This is a genomic window from Fulvivirga maritima (assembly GCF_021389955.1).
GTDB lineage: Bacteria > Bacteroidota > Bacteroidia > Cytophagales > Cyclobacteriaceae > Fulvivirga > Fulvivirga maritima.
In genome coordinates this window covers 1,742,648-1,762,687 of the sequence record NZ_CP089980.1, presented here as the reverse complement: position 1 = coordinate 1,762,687, position 20,040 = coordinate 1,742,648, and the positions used below count along the sequence as shown (strand labels likewise).

Annotated in this window: 17 protein-coding genes; 2 read left to right on the top strand and 15 right to left on the bottom strand. The window is 36.5% G+C overall.

Going from position 1 to position 20,040, the window contains the following annotated elements:
* Positions 1-34: 34 nt before the first annotated feature.
* The 3 genes from LVD15_RS07435 to LVD15_RS07425 all read right to left on the bottom strand — a co-directional run bounded on the left by LVD15_RS07435 (position 35) and on the right by LVD15_RS07425 (position 4,039).
* Positions 35-2,392, bottom strand: a complete 2,358-nt coding sequence (locus LVD15_RS07435) for a sensor histidine kinase (RefSeq protein WP_233779666.1) — start codon at positions 2,390-2,392, stop codon at positions 35-37.
* A 22-nt stretch (positions 2,393-2,414) separates the two neighbouring features.
* A complete protein-coding gene (locus tag LVD15_RS07430) occupies positions 2,415-3,512 on the bottom strand; it encodes a 6-phosphofructokinase (RefSeq protein ID WP_233779665.1) in 1,098 nt (365 codons plus the stop codon).
* A 137-nt stretch (positions 3,513-3,649) separates the two neighbouring features.
* Complete coding sequence (locus LVD15_RS07425) at positions 3,650-4,039, bottom strand: acyl-CoA thioesterase (protein ID WP_233779664.1); 390 nt, start codon at positions 4,037-4,039, stop codon at positions 3,650-3,652.
* Between the two features lie 143 nt (positions 4,040-4,182).
* On the opposite strand from LVD15_RS07425, the gene LVD15_RS07420 reads away from it, so the two are divergent.
* Complete coding sequence (locus LVD15_RS07420) at positions 4,183-6,042, top strand: M61 family metallopeptidase (RefSeq protein ID WP_233779663.1); 1,860 nt, start codon at positions 4,183-4,185, stop codon at positions 6,040-6,042.
* A 56-nt stretch (positions 6,043-6,098) separates the two neighbouring features.
* Here LVD15_RS07420 and LVD15_RS07415 read toward each other — a convergent pair whose 3' ends face one another.
* The 5 genes from LVD15_RS07415 to lipB form a co-directional block, all read right to left on the bottom strand.
* Positions 6,099-7,073 carry a polyprenyl synthetase family protein gene (locus LVD15_RS07415; protein ID WP_233779662.1) on the bottom strand — a complete coding sequence of 325 codons (975 nt, stop codon included), beginning with the start codon at positions 7,071-7,073 and terminating at the stop codon, positions 6,099-6,101.
* 27 nt (positions 7,074-7,100) lie between these two features.
* Positions 7,101-9,254: a ribonuclease R gene (gene rnr / locus LVD15_RS07410; RefSeq protein WP_233779661.1), complete on the bottom strand. Its 2,154-nt coding sequence runs from the start codon at positions 9,252-9,254 to the stop codon at positions 7,101-7,103.
* A gap of 110 nt (positions 9,255-9,364) precedes the next feature.
* Positions 9,365-10,084, bottom strand: coding sequence for a 3'-5' exonuclease (locus LVD15_RS07405; protein WP_233779660.1), 720 nt, complete (start codon positions 10,082-10,084; stop codon positions 9,365-9,367).
* Between the two features lie 2 nt (positions 10,085-10,086).
* Positions 10,087-10,491, bottom strand: a complete 405-nt coding sequence (locus tag LVD15_RS07400) for a hypothetical protein (protein ID WP_233779659.1) — start codon at positions 10,489-10,491, stop codon at positions 10,087-10,089.
* The gene (gene lipB, locus LVD15_RS07395) at positions 10,488-11,207 is read right to left on the bottom strand and encodes a lipoyl(octanoyl) transferase LipB (RefSeq protein ID WP_233779658.1); all 720 of its coding nucleotides are present in this window, start codon (positions 11,205-11,207) and stop codon (positions 10,488-10,490) included. The genes LVD15_RS07400 and lipB overlap by 4 nt, the downstream gene beginning before the upstream one ends.
* Before the next feature lie 26 nt (positions 11,208-11,233).
* On the opposite strand from lipB, the gene LVD15_RS07390 reads away from it, so the two are divergent.
* Positions 11,234-11,590, top strand: a complete 357-nt coding sequence (locus LVD15_RS07390) for a YraN family protein (RefSeq protein ID WP_233779657.1) — start codon at positions 11,234-11,236, stop codon at positions 11,588-11,590.
* 3 nt (positions 11,591-11,593) lie between these two features.
* Here the strand turns inward: LVD15_RS07390 and LVD15_RS07385 are convergent, their stop codons facing one another.
* The 7 genes from LVD15_RS07385 to LVD15_RS07355 all read right to left on the bottom strand — a co-directional run bounded on the left by LVD15_RS07385 (position 11,594) and on the right by LVD15_RS07355 (position 19,665).
* Complete coding sequence (locus tag LVD15_RS07385) at positions 11,594-12,310, bottom strand: sensor histidine kinase (RefSeq protein ID WP_233779656.1); 717 nt, start codon at positions 12,308-12,310, stop codon at positions 11,594-11,596.
* A gap of 208 nt (positions 12,311-12,518) precedes the next feature.
* The gene (locus tag LVD15_RS07380; RefSeq protein WP_233779655.1) at positions 12,519-13,175 is read right to left on the bottom strand and encodes a response regulator transcription factor; all 657 of its coding nucleotides are present in this window, start codon (positions 13,173-13,175) and stop codon (positions 12,519-12,521) included.
* Entirely contained in the window at positions 13,172-13,546 is a 375-nt protein-coding gene (locus tag LVD15_RS07375) for a response regulator (RefSeq protein ID WP_233779654.1), read from the bottom strand. The genes LVD15_RS07380 and LVD15_RS07375 overlap by 4 nt, the downstream gene beginning before the upstream one ends.
* Positions 13,536-15,863: a hybrid sensor histidine kinase/response regulator gene (locus LVD15_RS07370; protein ID WP_233779653.1), complete on the bottom strand. Its 2,328-nt coding sequence runs from the start codon at positions 15,861-15,863 to the stop codon at positions 13,536-13,538. Before LVD15_RS07370 ends, LVD15_RS07375 begins: the two co-directional genes overlap by 11 nt.
* The gene (locus LVD15_RS07365; RefSeq protein ID WP_233779652.1) at positions 15,847-17,295 is read right to left on the bottom strand and encodes a hybrid sensor histidine kinase/response regulator; all 1,449 of its coding nucleotides are present in this window, start codon (positions 17,293-17,295) and stop codon (positions 15,847-15,849) included. The genes LVD15_RS07370 and LVD15_RS07365 overlap by 17 nt, the downstream gene beginning before the upstream one ends.
* Positions 17,288-17,713: a response regulator gene (locus LVD15_RS07360; protein WP_233779651.1), complete on the bottom strand. Its 426-nt coding sequence runs from the start codon at positions 17,711-17,713 to the stop codon at positions 17,288-17,290. The genes LVD15_RS07365 and LVD15_RS07360 overlap by 8 nt, the downstream gene beginning before the upstream one ends.
* 5 nt (positions 17,714-17,718) lie before the next feature.
* The gene (locus tag LVD15_RS07355; RefSeq protein ID WP_233779650.1) at positions 17,719-19,665 is read right to left on the bottom strand and encodes a sensor histidine kinase; all 1,947 of its coding nucleotides are present in this window, start codon (positions 19,663-19,665) and stop codon (positions 17,719-17,721) included.
* Positions 19,666-20,040 lie beyond the last annotated feature (375 nt).

The window sequence follows — 20,040 nt, the reverse complement described above, 5'->3', positions numbered from 1 at the left end:
AAAATGTTCGTTATTTATAAAAGCAATTGCTTTTTTAGATATACGGAATTTCCACCGTAAAGATTGATCCTTTACCTTCTTCAGAGTTCATTCTGATTTTTCCGCTTAGTTTATCTACGGTTTCTTTAACAATGTAAAGACCGAGGCCGGTTCCTGATGAGCTTTCATTGGCTCTGTAAAACATATCAAATATTCTTTGGTGGTAGCTCTCAGGTATACCAGGACCGAAATCACGGATAGAAAGCTCCACCATATCAGATTTATTTTTGAGGACCTTTATTTCAATACGCTTGTCATCGCTTTCTACACAGCCATAATGAATTGCATTGCTCACTAGGTTTCTCAATATTACTCTTAGTCTGGTGGGATCAGTTTTAATGATAAGACCATGTTCAATATCTTCACATCTTATTATCTGATCAGCTCCTTCAATATATTGTAGATCATCAAAAATATTTGAAAGCATTTTTTTGATATCCACTACCTCATAATCAATATCCAATCTGGCATTTCTGCTGAAGTCAATGATATCTTTTATTGATTGGTTAAGCCTGGAAATGGAGTTAGACATCATTTCATAATATGCTTGTCTATTTTCAACCTCCGTTTCGTATTTAACTAAATTAATTAGACCCATAACAGAGGCCAGCGGAGCTTTTAAATCATGCGAAGCACTGTATACAAAGCTATCCAGTTCTTTGTTTACCTTTTTTAGCATATCGTTTTGTGCTAAAAGTTGCTCCTCAGCATTAACGCGTTCACTAATGTCTTTTAAGAAAAATGAGGCGCCGGTAATCTTTCCTCTTTCTTCTATAGGGTAAGCATAAATCTCGAAATAGTTTCTGTTTTCAGTATCGGTCTCTTCGTTTACGATATCTCTATAAACTGCTCTTTGTCCGGAAAGGATGTCATCAAACCTTTTTTTCCAGGTTTTTTTCAAGTTATTATCGTTCGGGAAGAGTTCTAAGAGATTACTGCCTCTGCTTAAAGTATTACCGTATGAAATCTGCCAAGACTGAGCAAAAACGGTATTGTAATCTATAAGCTTATAATTTTCATCAATAAGCCAAATAGAGTTATCAGAATTATCAAGAATAGATCGTAAGTTGACTTCCTTTTTAACAATGTCAGTGGTACGCTCACGCACCTTTTCTTCCAGCTCTTTATTTTTTTGCTCTACCATCATCTGCTTGTTCTTCTCTTCTCTGATTAGCGTCTGGTAGATTTTATAAATTCTTACGCCGAGTCCATATGATAAAATGAGCGTACTGCTTATGAACCCTATGTGAATAGCATACTTAGGGATAAACCCGAAATCAAATACTTGTAAAAGATATAGGTTAAGTAAGAAAACGAATACAGCGAAAATTAAACAAGCAGTGAAGAAGTATCCGGCCTGAGGTATATTAAGCTTGATTCCTAACAAGCCAATTATTAGCATGAAAGGAAGAACTATTAAAGACAGTATAGCAGTAGCTGTAAATGCGGAAGGAGGATAGGTAATTAAGCAGATGAAAGTAATACCTGCGATAGTGCCAATAAACCATTTGGTGAAATTACTTATTTTGGGAGACCACGAACCGATATTAAGAAAGTCCATCATAAAGAATAGACCTAATATTAATGTGGTGCTGGTGGTTATTACATTTAAATAGCCGTTACAGAAGTCTACTAGCGGAAAAAGAAAGAGTGAATTGAAACCATCAGTGTATGCTGTAGATAATGATACCGACAGGATATATATAGCATAATAAAGGAATACATTAAACTTAGTGCTGATAAACAGTAAAATGTTATACAGCATTAGAATAATTAATGCACCGTAGAACAATCCTAAATATGTTCTTTCATTGGTGTTTTTCGAAAGCGCCTGTGCATCATCTTCTATTGTAGCAGTGATAGTAATGCTATTGGGTGAAGTGATTTTAAAATAATAATCAGTAGACTGTAAAGGATCTACTAATATCATAAAACTATTATGATTTCCCGGGATGCTTTTTTCATTCGGATCAATACAAGAGCCGGTAGAAGAATGACTGGTTCTGCCTGACTCTCTAATTTCAAAAAGCTCTATCTGCTGAATGGACTGATCATAAAATTCTATGGCCAGTTGCTCCGGATCATAGACAAGGCCGACCACCTGAAGCTTTAGCCAGATGGTCTGATTGCCAATTCCTTTTCTCAGGCCTTTATTATCCATGTGAGACCAGGCGGTAGAATCTAAAGACACTACTTCATCTATATCCAGATTATTGTTCTGGTCTACTAAATAGTCAAAATAAGAATTTAAGTTACTTTTTTTCCTCAGGCCTTGTATTTCAAGGACGTCCTGAGCACTACTTATGCCCTGCGCGAGGCATAAGAATATTAAAGCCAAACAAATATACCTCAAGTGCATGTAGAGTTTAAGCCACTTAATCACCGAAAGAGATACCTATCCCTTTCGCTGCCTGTACTAAGAAAGATTCTTTTTTAATATAATTATATTCTACAATGGCATCTAATAAAGGTACAGAAGTTATTTCATTATCTATATAAGCGGCCATTCTTCCATATTCTCGGTTAAGCACCATTTCAAAAGCTTTTACTCCAAAGAGCGTAGCCAATATTCTATCGAAAGCTATTGGTGTACCACCTCTCTGCGTATGTCCTAATACAGTTTCACGAATATCTGCTTTAAGACCAGCTTTTTTCAGTTGTGCAGATAGTTGGTAGGCAATTCCTCCTAATCTTGTATTTTCATAACCTACTTCTCCACTTTCTCTCTCTGTTACCTCTCCTGAAATAGGCTTGGCACCTTCTGCTACTACTATGTTGGCAAAGCCCTTACCTTTGTCATATCTTTTATTGAGTCTGCTTACTACCTTTTCAATATCATAAGGAATTTCAGGAATAAGACATACTTCGGCACCACCAGAAAGAGCGGTGTGTAGTGCTATCCAGCCAGCATCTCTACCCATTACCTCCATAATCATTACTCTATGATGACTTTCTGCAGTAGTTACCAATTTATCAAAACTGTCACTGGCTACTTGCACAGCGGTGCTAAAACCAAAAGTAAGGTCAGTAGCAGAAAGGTCGTTATCAATAGTTTTGGGTACGCCTACCACATTTAAACCTCTTTCATGCAGTTTTTGAGAAATTCTTTGAGATCCGTCTCCTCCAATGCTTATGACAGCTTCAAAACCCATCTCCTTGATTTTGTTAATGAGTTCTTCTGAACGATCAATAATCTCCCATGTGCCATCTTCCTTTTGTATAGGAAACTGTAATGGATCTCCTTTACTGGTAGTTTTTAATATAGTACCACCTTTCACATGAATACCTGCTACTCTTTTTCCACTTAGTTTTACCAGTTCTTGTGGTTCTTTTAGAATACCATTAAAAGCACCTATGCTACCCCATACTTCCCAGCCGCCTTCTTTTTTGGCTCGCTTAGCAATAGAACGTATTACAGCGTTTAATCCTGGGCAATCTCCTCCGCCGGTGAGTACAAGTACTTTCTTATTCATGATCAATGTTTTAGTTATAGGTAAATATGTACTTTTTGTTAAGGCTGAAAAGTACACTAATTAATTTAGCTTTTAAAACTATGGCATCGACTATTGAATAACCGGTGCCATAGAGTAATTATTTGTAATTGGAAATATTATGATTCCAGGCGATCCTTAACATAAGAGATCTCAGTTTTTCCATGTGGTTTTGGGTGACCTTGCTCATCCAGACCCACAAACACTATCTTATCTACTGCTAAAATGGTCTTTCTTGTCAGTTTGTTACGCACTTCGCAAGTTAGAGTGAGCGATGTTCTACCAAATTTGGTAGCTTCCATGCCTAATTCAATAATATCACCTTCACGAGCGGAACTCACAAAGTTGATTTCTGACATATATTTAGTAACACATCTCTGATTTTCCAGCTGAATTATTGCGTAAATAGCTGCCTCTTCGTCAATCCACCTCAATAGACTACCTCCAAATAAAGTTCCGTTTGGATTCAAGTCTTCTGGTTTTACCCATTTTCTTGTATGAAAATTCATTTTATTTAATTTTAAGTATCAATCACTTTATTATATCGAAATTTAATGGCTCACTGAAAGGGCTTTATATCCATTTATAAAAAATTTTTAACTATTTGCCTTTTCTTTACGTTTGCACGTTCAAATATATTTAACAATACGCAATGAAGAAAACTTGTATACTAAGTATAGCTCTTCTGCTATATGGATTTACGCTATTTGCTAATGATGGGTACAACTATACGCTTGATCTTACTGAGGTAAAAGATGATAAAGTGTATGTAGAATTAGTTACTCCAGACATTAAAGACAAAGAAATAACCTTTTACTTGCCAAAAATGATACCTGGTACCTATGCTATAGAAGATTATGGCCGTATGGTATCTGCTTTTAAGGCATTAGATAAAAAAGGAAGAGAATTAGAAGTGGAGCACCCTGATGATAACTCTTGGGTGATCAAGAAAGCGAACAAGCTTACAAAAATTACTTATTGGATTGAAGATACCTATGACACTCAGTTAGAAGGTCCGGATATTTTTCAACCCGCAGGCACTAACATAGAGGCAGGAAAAAATTTCATTATTAACAGTGGTGGTTATTTTGGATACTTTGAAGGTAAAAAGGATGTTCCTTTTGAGCTTAATGTAATAAAGCCTACTGGTTTTTATGGAGCTACCGGACTTGTGCCTGCTAAAATTGATAACAAGAAAGATGAATTTAAAGTAGCTGGCTATGATGAATTAGTAGATTCTCCTATTATGTATAGCAAGCCAGATACGGCTTTTGTGAAAGTAGGTAATACGGATGTTTTGGTAGCGTCTTACTCGCCTAACCAAAAAGTGACAGCCAAAGAAATAGCGGCTAGCATAGAAGAAGTGCTAATGGCGCAGCAGAAATACCTGGGCGGAACTTTACCGGTAGATAAATATGCTTTTATATTTTATTTTACTGATCAGCCCGTAATGTCATATGGTGCGTTGGAGCATTCTTACAGCTCATTCTATTATATGCCTGAGATGACTATCTCTCAGATGGCACAGCAACTTCGTGATTTTGCTGCTCATGAGTTTTTCCACATCGTAACGCCGCTTACTATTCATAGTCATGAAATAGCTGAGTTTGACTTCAATGACCCTGAGATGTCTCAGCATCTTTGGATGTATGAAGGTGTTACTGAATATTTCGCAGGAAATATGCAAGTGAAATATGGCCTGATTACTCCTGAAGAATATTTACAGGTGTTAAGAGAAAAAATGATCACAGCTACACAGTTTATTGATACTGTTGCTTTCACTACCATTAGTAAAGGTACCCTTGATCAATATGAAGATCAGTATTATAACGTTTATCAAAAAGGAGCGCTTATAGGCATGGCTCTTGATATTCAGTTGAGAGAATTATCTAATGGCGAGTATGGAGTTCAGAATTTATTGGCTGACCTTTCAAAAAGATATGGTAAAGATAAGGCCTTTGATGATGATGAGCTTTTTGGTGTAATCACTGAGCTTACTTACCCTGAAATAGGTGAATTTCTTAACACTTATGTAGGTGGTTCTACTCCACTTCCGTATGAGGAATTGTTTAACAAAGTGGGAGTTACTTTTACTCCTGAGAAAATGGTAGAATCACTTAGCTTAGGCTTACAACAAAGCAATATAGCAGTAGCTCCTTATGATGGCAAGCAGTATTTAGCTATACAAAATGCCGAATACTTAAACCCTCAGGGAGATTCTTTAGGTTTTGAAAATGGAGATATTGTAATAGCTATTAATGGGGTTGATGCTCCTCCATTAGGACCTGAATTAGGAAATTTCATAGGTCAGGCACAAGAATCATTAGAGCTTGATGGTACCCTTTCTTATACCGTTATGAGAGAGAATGAAGCTGGAGAGTTTGAGAAAAAAGTGTTGGCCGCTAAAATATTCCCTATTCAGCAGGCTCAGATTTATGTGTTAGAGTTTGATGAAAACCCTACAGATGAGCAATTGCAACTGCAAAAATACTGGCTAGAGCCACAAAAATAAAAAACAAAAGGCTACTCATTTGAGTAGCCTTTTTTATTCCTTAGCTCCGATAAATTCTATTTTTCTCTATTAATTAAGCTCTCCGCGAATTTTCTTAAAATGGCCTTTCTATAAAGAGGAGCATCTATACTTTTTAAAGACTCAAATCCTTTAATGAAGTACTTATTCATTAATTCTTCTGTGAGTTCTTTTATCTGTAGCTGGTTATAAATCTCAGTAACGGCTTTTACTTTTTCTTTTGGATCAAAATCAGTCTTTGATACCCAGCTTTCCAGTTCTTGTTTTTGTTTTCCTTTGGCTAATTCTAGTGCACGAATTAAAAGGAAGGTCTTTTTATTTGAAATGATGTCACCTCCTACTTGCTTTCCAAACTTTTCGGCATCGGCATATACATCTAGCAGGTCATCTTTTAATTGGAACCCAATGCCTATGTTAATACCGAAATTTTTGAGTGCCTCACAGTTGGCCGTGGTAGTATCTGATAGCAGGCCACCCATTTCAAGACTGAAGCCTAAAAGCACAGCGGTCTTTAGCTTGATCATTTCAAGGTATTCCTTTTCATGAACAGTCTTTCTGGTCTCAAAATCCATATCCATCTGCTGGCCTTCGCAAACTTCTGCAGCACAAATGTTAAAGGCCTTAAGCACTTTCATAGTAGCAGGATGCTCTTCGCTCATGAACATTTCATAAGCTTTAACAAGCATTACATCTCCAGAAAGTATAGCCGTATTATTATTCCACTTTTCATGTACAGTAGGCTTATTTCTCCTCAGCGGAGCTTCATCCATAATGTCATCATGCATTAGGGTGAAGTTGTGAAAAACCTCTACGGCTATGGCCTGAGGGAGGATTGATGCTACGTCATCTTTAAATAATGAATAAGATAAAGTGGCTAATAATGGCCTTAGCCTTTTACCGCCTAGGGCCATGATATATCTTATAGGTTCATACAGCTCCTGCGGTTCTAAACCATACTTCTGCTGATTGATTTCCTTTGAAATTAGCTTTAAAAGTTGTTCTGTACTTTTCATTCTTCTAAAAAAGTGGCTAAGCTAAGTTTAATCTGTTTCATCAACAAATATGAGGTCAATTGTTCGGCGGTCTATATCAGTAGCTTTTACCTGAACCCTTACCTTATCACCCAGTGCGTAGATTTTCTTATTATTATTACCTATTACCCTGAAGTTCTTTTCATCAAAATCATAGTAATCATCTTTCAGATCAACCATTCTCACCATTCCTTCGCATTTGGTCTCTACAATTTCTATGAAAATACCCCATTCTGTAACACCGGAGATAATGCCATCAAACACCTTATCTTCCACTCCCTGCATGAACTCAACCTGCTTATATTTTATAGAGGCGCGTTCTGCATCGGCAGCTCTTTTTTCTCGCTCTGATGAGTGAACACATTTTTCTTCATATTCTTCCTTGTCGGCCGATTTACCACTATCTAAGTAATGCTGTAATAATCGGTGCACCATCATATCAGGATAACGACGGATGGGAGATGTAAAGTGTGTATAGTGCGGGAAAGCCAAACCAAAATGGATGTCTGCAGCGGTAGTATATTTGGCTTTGGCCATAGCCCTAATGGCCAATTGCTGAAGCACGTTCTCCTCTGGTTTACCTTCTATATCATCTAACAATTTATTCAGAGATTTAGAAACCGCGGTTTCTTCAGTCTGTAAGCTGTGTCCGAATCGTTTAGCGAATGAAGAAAAGGAATTTAATTTTTCCGGATCAGGGTAATCATGAGTACGGTAAACGAAAGTATTCTTTTCTTTACCTTTCTTCATATCATGCACATAAGAAGCCACTTGCTTATTAGCCAATAGCATAAACTCTTCAATAAGTTTATGAGCATCTTTCCTGATTTTAGGAATCACGCCCAGCGGTTTTCCCTTTTCATCTAGCTTAAATTTAACTTCTGTAGACTCAAAATTGACGGCGCCCTTTTTAAACCTCTCTTTACGTAGCTTTTTAGCCAGATCATTAATTAGTTGTAACTCAGGAGCTAAATCTCCTACCCCGGTTTCTATGCTGGCCTGTGCATCTTCATAGGTAAAGCGCCTGTCTGAGTGAATAATAGTTCGGCCAAACCATTCTTTAAGCACATTAGCATTTTCATCAATTTCAAATACTGCCGAAAATGTAAGCTTATCTTCACGAGGCCTTAAGGAGCAAAGTCCGTTAGAAAGCCTCTCTGGCAACATAGGTATGGTTCTATCTACCAAATATACCGACGTGGCTCTGTCATAGGCTTCTTTCTCTAGTATGGAACCGGGCTGTACATAATGAGTTACATCGGCAATATGAATACCGATTTCATAGTTTCCATTTTCCAGCTTTTCAAATGATAAGGCATCATCAAAATCCTTAGCATCTTCCGGGTCTATAGTGAAAGTAAGTATATCTCTAAAATCTCTTCTTTTGGCAATTTCCTTCTTGGTAATTTTATCAGAGATTTTTTCTGCTTCTTGTTCTATTTCTTTAGGGAACTCGAAAGGCAGATCAAACTCAGCCATGATAGAATGTATCTCAGCATTGTTGTCTCCGGCTTTTCCTAGTACCATTTTCACTTCCCCTTCAGGGCTTTTATCATGACCAGGCCACTGTGTAATTTTTACAATAACCTTATCATTATGGGCAGCACTGCTGGTTTTGTCTAGTGGTACAAAAATATCCTGATGGATTTTTCTATTATCAGCCACCACAAAGGCAAACCTGGGAGAAAACTCTATTCTACCGACAAACTGATCTTTATTTCGCTCTACTATATTAACTACCTTGCCTTCTGGCCTTTTACCTGCTCGCGTAGGTATAACCATTACATCTACCAAGTCACCATCAATAGCAAAATTTAGATCCTTGGCTTTTATGTAGATATCATCTTCCTCTTCAGGAGTAAGCAGATAAGCGAACCGAGGATTAACGTGGTCTAGTTTTCCTCTTATTAAATCGGGTCTTTGGGCGCTTTTGTATCGTCCGCTATTGTTTAATATTTGACCTTCCTGAGTTAGTGCAGAAAGTACCATGGGTATGGCATTATTGTAGTCATTTCTTCTAAAGCCTAACTTTTTTGTAATTTCTTTAGTAGAATACTCTTTATTAAAATTTTGGTGGAGAAGAGATACAATTTTGGCTTTAAGTCTATTTTGAATGCCATCACTCTTTCCTTTCCTTATTTTTTTTCTCTTTTTTTTACTCATAAATAAGTGTTGAATCTTTACAAAGATGCAACTAATAATACTGTTATAAGTTGAACCATTATTAATAAACGATTATTTATTAACAAGCTGAATGGCTTTAGGTTACTCTCTTAATAATCAGTTACATCTATAATTTCGAAATCCTCCAGAGGAATACTTTTTAATTTAAGAAATAATTTGGCAGTAACTACTACATCTCTCAGGCAATATTCCGCTATTCTTCGGAGGTCTTTAGTTTCATAATATACCTGATTTACTTCGCTGCCATCGATATCCGATTTGCTGGAGGTAATGTTAAAAATAGTGGCCAGCAGGTCTAAAGAAGTGTAGTGCTTCCAGTCGCCAAACTTCCACATGTCCATGGTATCAATATGCTGTACTTCCCAGGGTTTTTTACCCATGAGATTAAGCACTTCTGGTAAAGGGAGGCCGTTAATTAATAATCTTCGGCTTAGATAGGGGAAATCAAACTCCCTACCATTATGTGCACATAATGATAACCCGTTTTTGGAGAATTTGCTTATTGTCTCTACAAATTCTGTTAAAATAATATTTTCGTCATGGTTAAACAGGGCCTTTGTACGGAATATGGGTTTTTCCTCATTTTCAAAAGAGAAGAAACCCAAACCAATGGCTACTATTTTACCAAATTCTGCAAAAATGCCAGCGCGGTCTTCAAAAACTTCTTTATCTGTAAGGTCATCACCTTTTTTAAGAAAAGCAGCTTTTCGGGCCCACTGGGCTTTTAATCTTTCTGAGAGGCTGTCATAGTCATCTGTACAGCCTACCGTTTCTATATCTAAAAATAATATGTTCTTTAGCGGATACATGATTAGGAATGCAGAATACCTTCCATTTCTAATTCTTTAATATACACCAGATGCTCATCTTTAATGGAGTCTGGCACAAAGATGAATTTTTTATCATAAATGGTAGAGCCAATATAATAACTCACCCAATATTCATTATTAAGATGAAATACGTCAGGGTTAATGGGCTCAATGAGAGCAGTACTTTTGGCTGCTACGGTTTCTACAAAATGCCTGAGTGTAGAGGTTTTCTGCTCTTCACCATCCTTTTTACCGTATCCGGTAGAAGTTACTAAAGTGTTTTCTATATCAAAGTTATTATTGTTAATGAGGTATACGTTCCACTCTTCAACATTTAACTCGTTTAATTTTTTGGCTATGGCCAATGTTACATTCTTTACTTTTGGTTTTTGAATATCTTCTTTCATACGTATAATTCCATCTCAAAAAGAGCGGTAAGGTGCTTCTTAAGTTTAGTCTTTACTTCATTTATATCCTGAGGTGCGCCCAACTCTTGCTCCAGGCTAGTTACGGCCTTATCATCAATTCCACAAGGAACAATGTTTTTAAAGTAATTCAGGTCTGCATTAACATTAAAAGCAAAACCATGCATGGTTACCCATCTGCTAGATTTTACGCCTAATGCACATATCTTTCTGGGGTTCTTTCTCTCAATATAATCTATCCATACTCCGGTAAGGCCTTCTATCCTGCCGGCTTCTATACCATATTCCTTAAGAGTACGTATAATTGCTTCTTCCAGATACCTGAGGTACTTATGAATATCGGTAAAAAAATTATCTAAATCTAAAATCGGATATCCTACAATCTGCCCAGGACCATGATAGGTAATATCTCCACCTCTATTTATTTTGTAGAAAGTGGCCTCTTTCTCTTTTAGTTGCTCATCGTTTATCAGCAAATTTTCCGGATGCCCACTTTTACCTAATGTATAAACATGTGGGTGCTCACAGAAAATCAGGTAATTATCCGTGATCTCGGGATCATTCCCTTCGGCCTTTCTGTTTTCTATTTTAACGTTTACGATCTGATCAAACAGTTCGGTCTGATAATCCCAGGCTTCTTTGTAATCGATAGTGCCGAGGTCTATCAACTTTACTTTTTTATTTAGAACACTATTCACAATTACTGATTTTAATAAACAAAGGTATGAATAATATAAACACTAAGGCGAAAACCGGAAGAGAAGGGGAAGATGCTGCAGTGAATTATTTGCACTGCAAAGGTTACGAAATTTTAAATAGAAATTATAGATATAGGCGTTCAGAAGTAGATATTATTGCTAAAAAAGATGAAATAATCGTTTTTGTGGAGGTGAAAACGAAAACATCTACCGCTTTTGGCTTCCCTGAAGAGGCTGTAAATCATGTAAAAATAAAGAAAGTAACAGAAGCGGCAGATTACTATACCTATGAGATGGGCTGGCAAAAAGATATTCGCTTTGACATTATCTCATATAATAAGGCTACTGACAGTATAGATCATTTTATAGATGCTTTTTATTAATTCTTAAGCCGCTCTGTCTAGCGTGTTGGGTATTTTTATGATAAAGTTACTTCCCACACCACGGCTAGAAACCACTCTCACACTGCCCTTAAGCTTCTCCAAAGTTTCTTTAACCAGATATAGACCTAAACCTGATCCTCTGGAGTTTTCTGAAGATCGGAAAAACATCTTAAAAATATCATTGATATTATCTTTGCTGATGCCTTCTCCATTATCACATATTTCTATGTTGGCCTCTTGGTTGTTAACTCGAATGGCTATATCCAGAAAGTTTTCTTGCTTAGTGGCTTTTTGATAACATATGGCATTATCAATTAAATGCTTTAGGATAAGGATAATTCTATTTTTATCCCCCATAAGGTCCGTTTCTTGTAGAATTCTGGTGTTTACCTTGATCCCTTTCTCTTTAATAAGGGGCGTCATAGGAAGGACTATGGCATCTATAATTTCCTGGAAGTCAACCATTTCTTTCTTTACCGGTTCTTTGGCGTTGATCAGGTAGTTTTCCATTGATTGAATGAACCGATCCATTCTAATAGTACTTTCATTGATCAGCTTTAAATATTGTTCTCTGTGCTCATCTCCTTCTGATAATTTGGCCAAATGTATCAGCCCTTTTATGGAGCTTAGTGGTCCTTTCAAATCATGAGAACAGCTGTAAATAAAATGTTCCAGCAGGTTATTGGCTTCGGTTAGATCTCGGTTTAAATTATCATTCATATCCCTAAATAATCATTCACTCTATACAAATTTGGTGATAAAGTGGTATGTTTTTTTAAGGGTTTGTACTGAAAAATTATATTACGTATTCCCCTTAAAAAGCGCCTTATTTTAAGACTGAGCTTTATGGATAATGTATGAGACCGATATAGAATAAAACTTACTGTTTCTATTTTAGGGGAAACCCTGATAAATGGCTTTAAGATTCTTAGAGCTCAATAATATTATTTTTTATAGCATATTTTACCAACTCGGCAGTGTTCTTCAGGCCGAGTTTTGATAGGATATTAGTTTTATGAGTTTCCACGGTTTTAACACTTATAAAAAGAGCATCGGCTACTTCTTTATTGCTTTTGCCTAAGGCCACCTGCTCCAGCACTTCCATTTCTCTGTTGGAAAGATCAGTATTCTTTTTGGTAGGCTTTTTATTTGATGACTCTTGCTCATAGAAGTTTTCAAATACTATTTCCATGATAGATGGGCTAAAGTATTTTTCGCCTGCATTTACTTTTCTAATAGCTTCTACTAATCCTTCTTTATTCACGTTTTTTGGTAGGTAGCCATTTATACCGGCTTTAGCACCTAAGGTAATGTAGTCTTTACTTACTTCGCTGGAGAGAAGAATTACTTTTATGTCAGGGTTTTGCTCTTTTATCCATCTGGTGGCCTCTATGCCGCTCATTCCTTTCATAACAATATCCATGAGAATAATATCTGGTTGCATGCTTTGAGCTGCGTTTATGGCATCTTCTCCGCTTTCAACCTTACCTACTATCTGCACAAATTCAATATGCTGAAGCATAGAGGCTATTCCTTCTCTCATTAATGTATGATCATCTACCAACAGTATTTTTACGGGAGTCATATATTTTTATTTAAAAGACTTTCAATAGAATAAATAAGTTCATCTGCCGAGCAAGGTTTTTTCAAATAGAGATCGGCTTTTACCTCTTTGGCTTTATCGAGATTTTCTTTAGAGGCCTGGGCAGATAATACTATTATGGGTATATGTTTATGTTTATCTAAAGATTTTATCTTTTCAATAAACTGAAACCCGTTGATCTCTGGCATGAGAACATCGGTAATGATAAGATCGGGAGAGGTAGTAGCTACTTTACGCATACCTTCATAGGCATCGCTGGCTGTTTCTACCTCGTACTCTTCCATTTTTAGAATGTCAGTTATTTCTTCTAAAAGAGGAATAGTGTCATCTATGATCAGGATCCTATTCTTCATCTATTGGAATTTCTACTTTTATCATGGTACCTTCATTCAGCACGCTTTCTACTTCAATGTTTCCATTTTGCATATCAACGGCTTTTTTTACTATAGACAATCCTAAACCTGTGCCCTGAATAGCATGGGCCTGGTTAGATCTGTGAAATGCTTCAAAAATTTTACTCTTGTCTTCATCATCTATTCCTATACCCCAATCCTTTACTTTTACGGTAAGCAGGCCACTTTTGTAAATAACATCTAGCAGCACTTTTTTCTTGCCAGGGGAAAATTTTATGGCATTAGTCAATAAGTTAATGACTATATTCCTAAGCAGCTTTTCATCAATTACGATTACATTTTTCTCCAGACCGAGAGAGACCGAAATTTCATGTGTGTTCTGGGTGCTGTTAGTTACTTCTTCTTTCATTTTTAAGAAGAACTCCTGAATGTTAAGTACATCCGGGTTTACTTTTATTCTACCTGATTCTGATTTACCAATAAGCAATACATCATCTAGCAGGTAAGTCATGTGACGAACCTGTTCCATAATTTTATTGAGCTTTTGCTGGGCATCTTGCGGAGTAAGCTTTTCGCTGTACTTTAAAAGGTAATTGGCAGCGAAATTAATAGTAGATAATGGGGTTCTGAATTCATGAGAGGCCATGGAAACGAACTTTGATTTTAAGGCTACAAGCTCTTTTTCTTTATTAAGGGCTTCTTTAAGTTCTTTGGTTCTTTCTGCTACTTTATGCTCTAGTCTTTCTCTATAATCTATTAGCTCGGTAATGTCCTGGCCTACCCCTAAAAGGCCTGTAATGTCATTATTAATATTTCGGCGAGGGGTAGCATTAAAAAGGATGGTAACTACTTTACCCGTACGGGTGTAAATGGGTAACTCGTAGTTAGTGACGCTCTTACCTCTAAAGGCTGACTTGAGTAAATTTGTAACGGCTACTTTATATCCATCTAAAATGAACTCATCAATAAGGGTTTTACCTAAGATTTCATCTTTGCTATATCCGGTTATTTTAGAGGCTACCTGGTTCCATTCGTTTATTTTTCCATACCAATCTAGGCCGAAAATAGGCGCGTTGGCCGTGTCTATTAATGTGGTTAGCTCTTCAGCTACTGCTGTTACGCGTTCTTCATATACCCTTTGTTTAGTAACATCAGAAATAGAAATAACTACTCCTGTCTTTCCATTAGGTTGAAGGAAAAGAGAGGAATTGAATGAGAGCCACATAATGTTACCTTCTTTGGGCAAACCAATCAGCACGTTGGAGCATGGTTTTCCTGTTTTTAATGTGACCTTATGCGGTAACTCTTCTGCAGGAAATGGTGTACGGTCTGGCTTAATTAGTTCAAACCTATCTTCCAGATTGGTAAATTTATTTACCTCTTCATAAAGCCCCAAAGTAAGGGAGGCGCTTTTATTATAATTTACAATGGTTCCTTTTTCATCATAAAGGATTACGCCCTCAGCAATGGATTCTACTACACTTTGATATTGAGATTCACTTTCTATGAGCAGGTCATAAGCCAGTTTCTGTTCTGTAATATCTCTGGAGGTAGTAAGTATTTGCTTGAGTTCATTGTTTTCATAAATAGGCTGAGCTATGGTTTCCAGATAAATAATAATGCCTTCTTTTCTTCTAACCTTATAATCAAGGCGAATGGGCTGTGCTCTATTCTCTTCTCGGAAGGCGCTCCAGATTCTTTCTTCTAAAAGGCCTTTTTCATGAGATAGGAGGAGGTTTTCTGGTGCTGTGTCCACCAGGTCCTGATAATCATATCCTGTAATTTTTTTGGAAGAGGGACTTACCCATATGTAAGTGCCGTATGGATTATGTAGACAAACAAGATCATGGATGTTTTCTGCCAGCAGCTGGTATTCTTTATGGCGTTTGGCTAGTGCCTTTTCTACCTTGTATTTCTTTTTTCGGTTATGAGCCTCTTTTAGCTCTCGTTCTACAGCGGGAATAAAGCGAGCCAGGTTATTTTTTATGATATAGTCATTAGCTCCTTCACGCATGGCATTTACCGCGTCTCCATCTTCAATAGTGCCTGATACTATGATGAAAGGAACATGTAAATCTTTATTACGAGTTATTCTTAAAGCTGTATGAGCATCTAAGCGAGGAAGTTGATTGTCACTTATAATAAGATCCCAATCTTCTTCCTGTAATGCTTCAATAAGTTCTTCTGAATTTTGAATTCTCTTATTCTTCCCTGTGTACCCTTCTTTTCTTAATTTATTTAGAATAAGCTCGAAGTCATCTTCAGAATCTTCAATGAATAGTATTTTAATATTTTTCTTGTTATCCCCAGAGGTCATTTAAATCCGGAATTTTAATCATAAATGTTGAGCCGGTTCCTTCTTCACTATTCAAGGTAACTATTCCATTTAATTTGTCCAATGCGCTCTTAACAATATATAATCCTAATCCGGATCCTTGTGAAGATTCATTGGCCCTATAAAACATCTCAAAAACATTTTTTTGTAATGTATTAGGAATGCCCTGGCCATTATCTTCTATATAAAGAGTGGTAGTGTTTTTTTGTTTTGAGGCGTATATTTTTATGAATTTCTTGTTTTTGTCTCTTGCACGGTATTTTATGGCATTTTCTAGTAAGTTTTGAATTATTGATCTAAACAGCCTTTTATCAGTTAATATTTCTATGTCTTCACAACCTTCTAATTTTATTTCAACATCATCAAAACCATCAGAAAATTTTAAACCACTAACCACATCATTTAAAAGTGTATGAAGCTGAAATGGATCAGGTTTGATTTGCCCTTGTTTTATTCTGGTAATATTGAGAAGTTCATTAAGGGTGTTATTGAGCATTAGTGTGCTGTTATCAAACATTTTTAATAATAGCTGCACCTCTTTATTATCATGAAAATCTTTCATGCCTATATTAATAAGCCCTTTAATAGAAGCTACGGGCCCTTTTAAGTCATGAGAGATGCGGTACATTAGTGTTTCTAACTCATTATTAATTTTCAGCAGGTTTTCTTTTACTTGTTTCTGCTCCGTTACGTTTTTGGCTATTATAGTTATACCTTCTTCTGTAGGATAGATACTTCCTTCAAAATACTTATAAGAAGCATGTTCAAATTCAAAGTGTTGAGATTTCTTCTCATTTAAAACATGCTCTAGAACGGATTTTAATTTTTCATTTTTAAATGCCGGAAGTACATTAAAAATTGGCGTTTTAAGAACACCCTGCCCGGTATTAAACTCATGCTGAGCGTGATCATTCCAGTAACTAATATTAAAGTCAGCGTCTAATGCTATAAATACATCTTGAATACTGCCAGAAAGGAAGCGGTACATCTTTTCACTTTGCTCCAGCTTCTTTTCTATTTTTATTTTTTTTATTTTGTTATCAGACTCTCTTACTTCCCTTTCTATAGCAGGCATAAGGCGGCTTAGGTTGCCCTTAAGAATATAGTCATTGGCTCCCGCGCGCATAGCACTGACCGCAGCCTCTTCCCCTATAGTACCTGATACTATAATAAAAGGTAGATGATAATTTGTAGACCGTGTAATCTTCAAGGCTTCCGGTGCATTAAATTGTGGTAATGAGTTATCGCTAATAATCAGATCCCAGTGATCATCCAGAGAGTTAATCAATTCTTCTCTGCTCTCTATTCTTTTGGAATTTAATTTATAGCCGGCTCTTTTTATTTGCATTACCAATAAATCATAATCATCTACAGAGTCTTCTATAATTAGTATTTTCAGAAATCCGTCACTCATTCTTCGGCTTTTTTTCATTAATAACCAACCAGTATAAACCTAACTGACCTACTACTTCAGTAAACTGTGAAAAGTCCACGGGCTTACGTATATAGCTATTGGCACCAAGATTATAGCTTTTTACTATATCTTCTTCTTCCGTAGAAGTAGTAAGAACCACAATCGGAGGTCGGTCCATTTTTAATTTATTAATCTTCTTTAGCACATCAAGACCATCTACCTTGGGTAGTTTTAGGTCTAGTAATATCAGTGCTGGTTTAATAGCTTCTTGCCCATCTTTACCCAGCAATAAATCCAAGGCCTCGCTACCATCACGAGCTATTATTACATTATTAAGGATGTTTTGTTTTTTTAGTGCCCTGAGGGTTAGTGTTATATCATCCTCATTATCTTCTACCAGGAGAATTTCATCGGCCATAATCTTTAGTTTAGAGTGAAGTAAAATTTCGATCCTTGATTCAGTGTGCTTTCGGCATAAACCTGTTCTCCGTGCCGATTAAGTATTCTTTTTACAGTGGCCAGGCCTATGCCTGTACCATCAAATTCACTGTCACTATGCAGCCTTTGGAAGGCTCCAAATAGCTTAGATGAATATTGCATGTCAAAACCAACCCCATTATCTTCTATTATTATGGTTTTTTTACCCTCAATCTTTTCCATAGTAAGTGTTACTTGAGGAGTTTCTTCTTTTCCTGAGTATTTGGCAGCATTTCCTAAAAGGTTTTCTAATACTACAGACATGAGTCCACGGTCTGCATTGCCTATAATATTGGGCTGTATAGTAAAATTGGTTTTCGGATAATCTTGAGATAGGTTGGAAACTATCTGGTTGGCGATGTCAGAAAGATCTATTTCTGTAATGTTTATATCCTGCCTGGTAATACGTGATAAGGTGAGCAAATCATCAATAAGTCTACCCATACGTATGCTGGCAGAAGAAACACGGTTTAGATAATTTTTACCAGTATCATCTAACTTGTCCGAGTAATCTTCTAGCAGTGCTTGGCTAAAACCATGAATACTACGCAGTGGAGATCTTAAATCATGAGATACAGAATAGCTAAAGGCTTCTAGCTCTTTGTTGGCTACTTCAAGCTGCTGTGTTCTTTCTGTTACTATATCCTGAATTCTTTGCTCCGCTAGTTTACGTTCTGTAATCTCTTGGATCTGACTTATAAAGTATTGTGGTACGTCATTTCCACTCCGTAATAAGGATACGTTTAGCTGAGCCCAGAATATGGAACCATCTTTTTTGTAGTATCTTTTATCCATCTGGTAGCTTTTAATTTTACCATCAATAATTTCTTCTACAAATTGAAGGTCTTCTTCCAGGTCATCAGGATGTGTAAGATCCTGGAAGCTAAACTGGTATAACTCATCTGCTGAGTAACCAAATATTTCTTCTAATGCCCGGTTTACTTGTATCCAATTGCCATATAAATCTAATATACCTATGCCTATAGGCGAATATTCTATGGCCGATTGAAATCTTTCTGTGCTCTCCAGAAGTGCCTGATCTTTAAGCTTATCTCTGGTTATGTTTAGGCAAAGGCCTGTTATTTCCTTTTCGTTTGTTTGTGGATTTGCTTTAACTGATCCAATGGTTTTGACATGTTTACGATTACCAAAACGATCTATAATACGTGCATCAAATTGAAAGCTCTTGTTTTGCTCTGTTGAGGTTTTAAGAATTTCCAACACCTCTTTTCGCTCTTCTGGGTGAATACGGTTAATAAAAGGCCTGGCAGAATTTGTTTTATTCTCTAAATCCAAGTCAAAAAGCAATAACATGCGTTCATCACTGGTCATTATCTTGGTAGAAGTATTCCATGACCAAACTCCTGCTTCAGTAGCTTCAGTGGCCATCTCTAATATTAATTGGGTTTCTTCTAGTTCTCGCTGGTAATTTGCTGTGCGTTCTGTCATGTTCAATACTTCTTTTTGAGTTGCTTCAAGGGCTGCATGGGCTTCTTGTATTTCTGTAGCATGGGTGCTTAGTTCTTTAGAAACCTCCTGAAACTCCAGCTTACTTATTTTTTTAAAAAAGAGCAGGCTAGCCATTATCCAGGAAATGATAATGGTGAGACATCGGTTAAAAAGAGCCGTTTCTCTATCCAGGCCCATAGGAGAAATAAATGCTCCTATGATAATTAGAATACTTACTGTAAAAGCAATCAGAAATGGAAATATGATACTTTCTGAACCTCTGGTGGAAATGAAAGCTATTAGAAAACAGCTGCCAGCAGCTAAGCCAAGTGGAGTTATAAAATCAATATACAGTGCAATGGCTAACGATAAGATGAGTACCAGAAAGTTCTTAAAATGTATAGCTCTGGTAGCTGGAATATTAAATGATAATTTGTTCCTCATGATCTGCCTCACAACCTGCTTTTTAATTATTATTTATCCTTTACACAATCATATATAGTTTACTGTACTTATCTTTTGGTAAGTATTGCTTTTTGCTTTAAGCCAATAGAACCGCCATTGATATCACTATGTTTAGTGAAAACATCAATAGATAATGTGATGTGTAAGGAATGAACCCTTTAGTTACCGAAACACTGGAATAGTTGAACGGTGGGGAGTAGGTGAAATACCTACCGTAAAAAGCCTGGGATCTGGCTATTGAAAACAGGATGCCTCGATATATTTTAAGGCATCTTAATAAATCAATATCTTTTAAAATTAATAAAAAATATTTTAATGGCCTTATACTCATATTATCAACTCTTAATCCTGATA

What these genes read in the sequence shown, in the direction of transcription:
- LVD15_RS07365 (WP_233779652.1), bottom strand. Translation starts at nt 17,295, where the DNA reads ATGAGTGACGGATTTCTGAAAATACTAATTATAGAAGACTCTGTAGAT.
- LVD15_RS07355 (WP_233779650.1), bottom strand. Translation starts at nt 19,665, where the DNA reads ATGAGGAACAAATTATCATTTAATATTCCAGCTACCAGAGCTATACAT.
- LVD15_RS07415 (WP_233779662.1), bottom strand. Translation starts at nt 7,073, where the DNA reads ATGAAAAGTACAGAACAACTTTTAAAGCTAATTTCAAAGGAAATCAAT.
- LVD15_RS07370 (WP_233779653.1), bottom strand. Translation starts at nt 15,863, where the DNA reads ATGACCTCTGGGGATAACAAGAAAAATATTAAAATACTATTCATTGAA.
- LVD15_RS07385 (WP_233779656.1), bottom strand. Translation starts at nt 12,310, where the DNA reads ATGAATGATAATTTAAACCGAGATCTAACCGAAGCCAATAACCTGCTG.
- LVD15_RS07400 (WP_233779659.1), bottom strand. Translation starts at nt 10,491, where the DNA reads ATGAAAGAAGATATTCAAAAACCAAAAGTAAAGAATGTAACATTGGCC.
- LVD15_RS07405 (WP_233779660.1), bottom strand. Translation starts at nt 10,084, where the DNA reads ATGTATCCGCTAAAGAACATATTATTTTTAGATATAGAAACGGTAGGC.
- LVD15_RS07390 (WP_233779657.1), top strand. Translation starts at nt 11,234, where the DNA reads ATGAATAATATAAACACTAAGGCGAAAACCGGAAGAGAAGGGGAAGAT.
- rnr (WP_233779661.1), bottom strand. Translation starts at nt 9,254, where the DNA reads ATGAGTAAAAAAAAGAGAAAAAAAATAAGGAAAGGAAAGAGTGATGGC.
- LVD15_RS07380 (WP_233779655.1), bottom strand. Translation starts at nt 13,175, where the DNA reads ATGACTCCCGTAAAAATACTGTTGGTAGATGATCATACATTAATGAGA.
- LVD15_RS07420 (WP_233779663.1), top strand. Translation starts at nt 4,183, where the DNA reads ATGAAGAAAACTTGTATACTAAGTATAGCTCTTCTGCTATATGGATTT.
- LVD15_RS07425 (WP_233779664.1), bottom strand. Translation starts at nt 4,039, where the DNA reads ATGAATTTTCATACAAGAAAATGGGTAAAACCAGAAGACTTGAATCCA.
- LVD15_RS07430 (WP_233779665.1), bottom strand. Translation starts at nt 3,512, where the DNA reads ATGAATAAGAAAGTACTTGTACTCACCGGCGGAGGAGATTGCCCAGGA.
- LVD15_RS07375 (WP_233779654.1), bottom strand. Translation starts at nt 13,546, where the DNA reads ATGAAGAATAGGATCCTGATCATAGATGACACTATTCCTCTTTTAGAA.
- LVD15_RS07360 (WP_233779651.1), bottom strand. Translation starts at nt 17,713, where the DNA reads ATGGCCGATGAAATTCTCCTGGTAGAAGATAATGAGGATGATATAACA.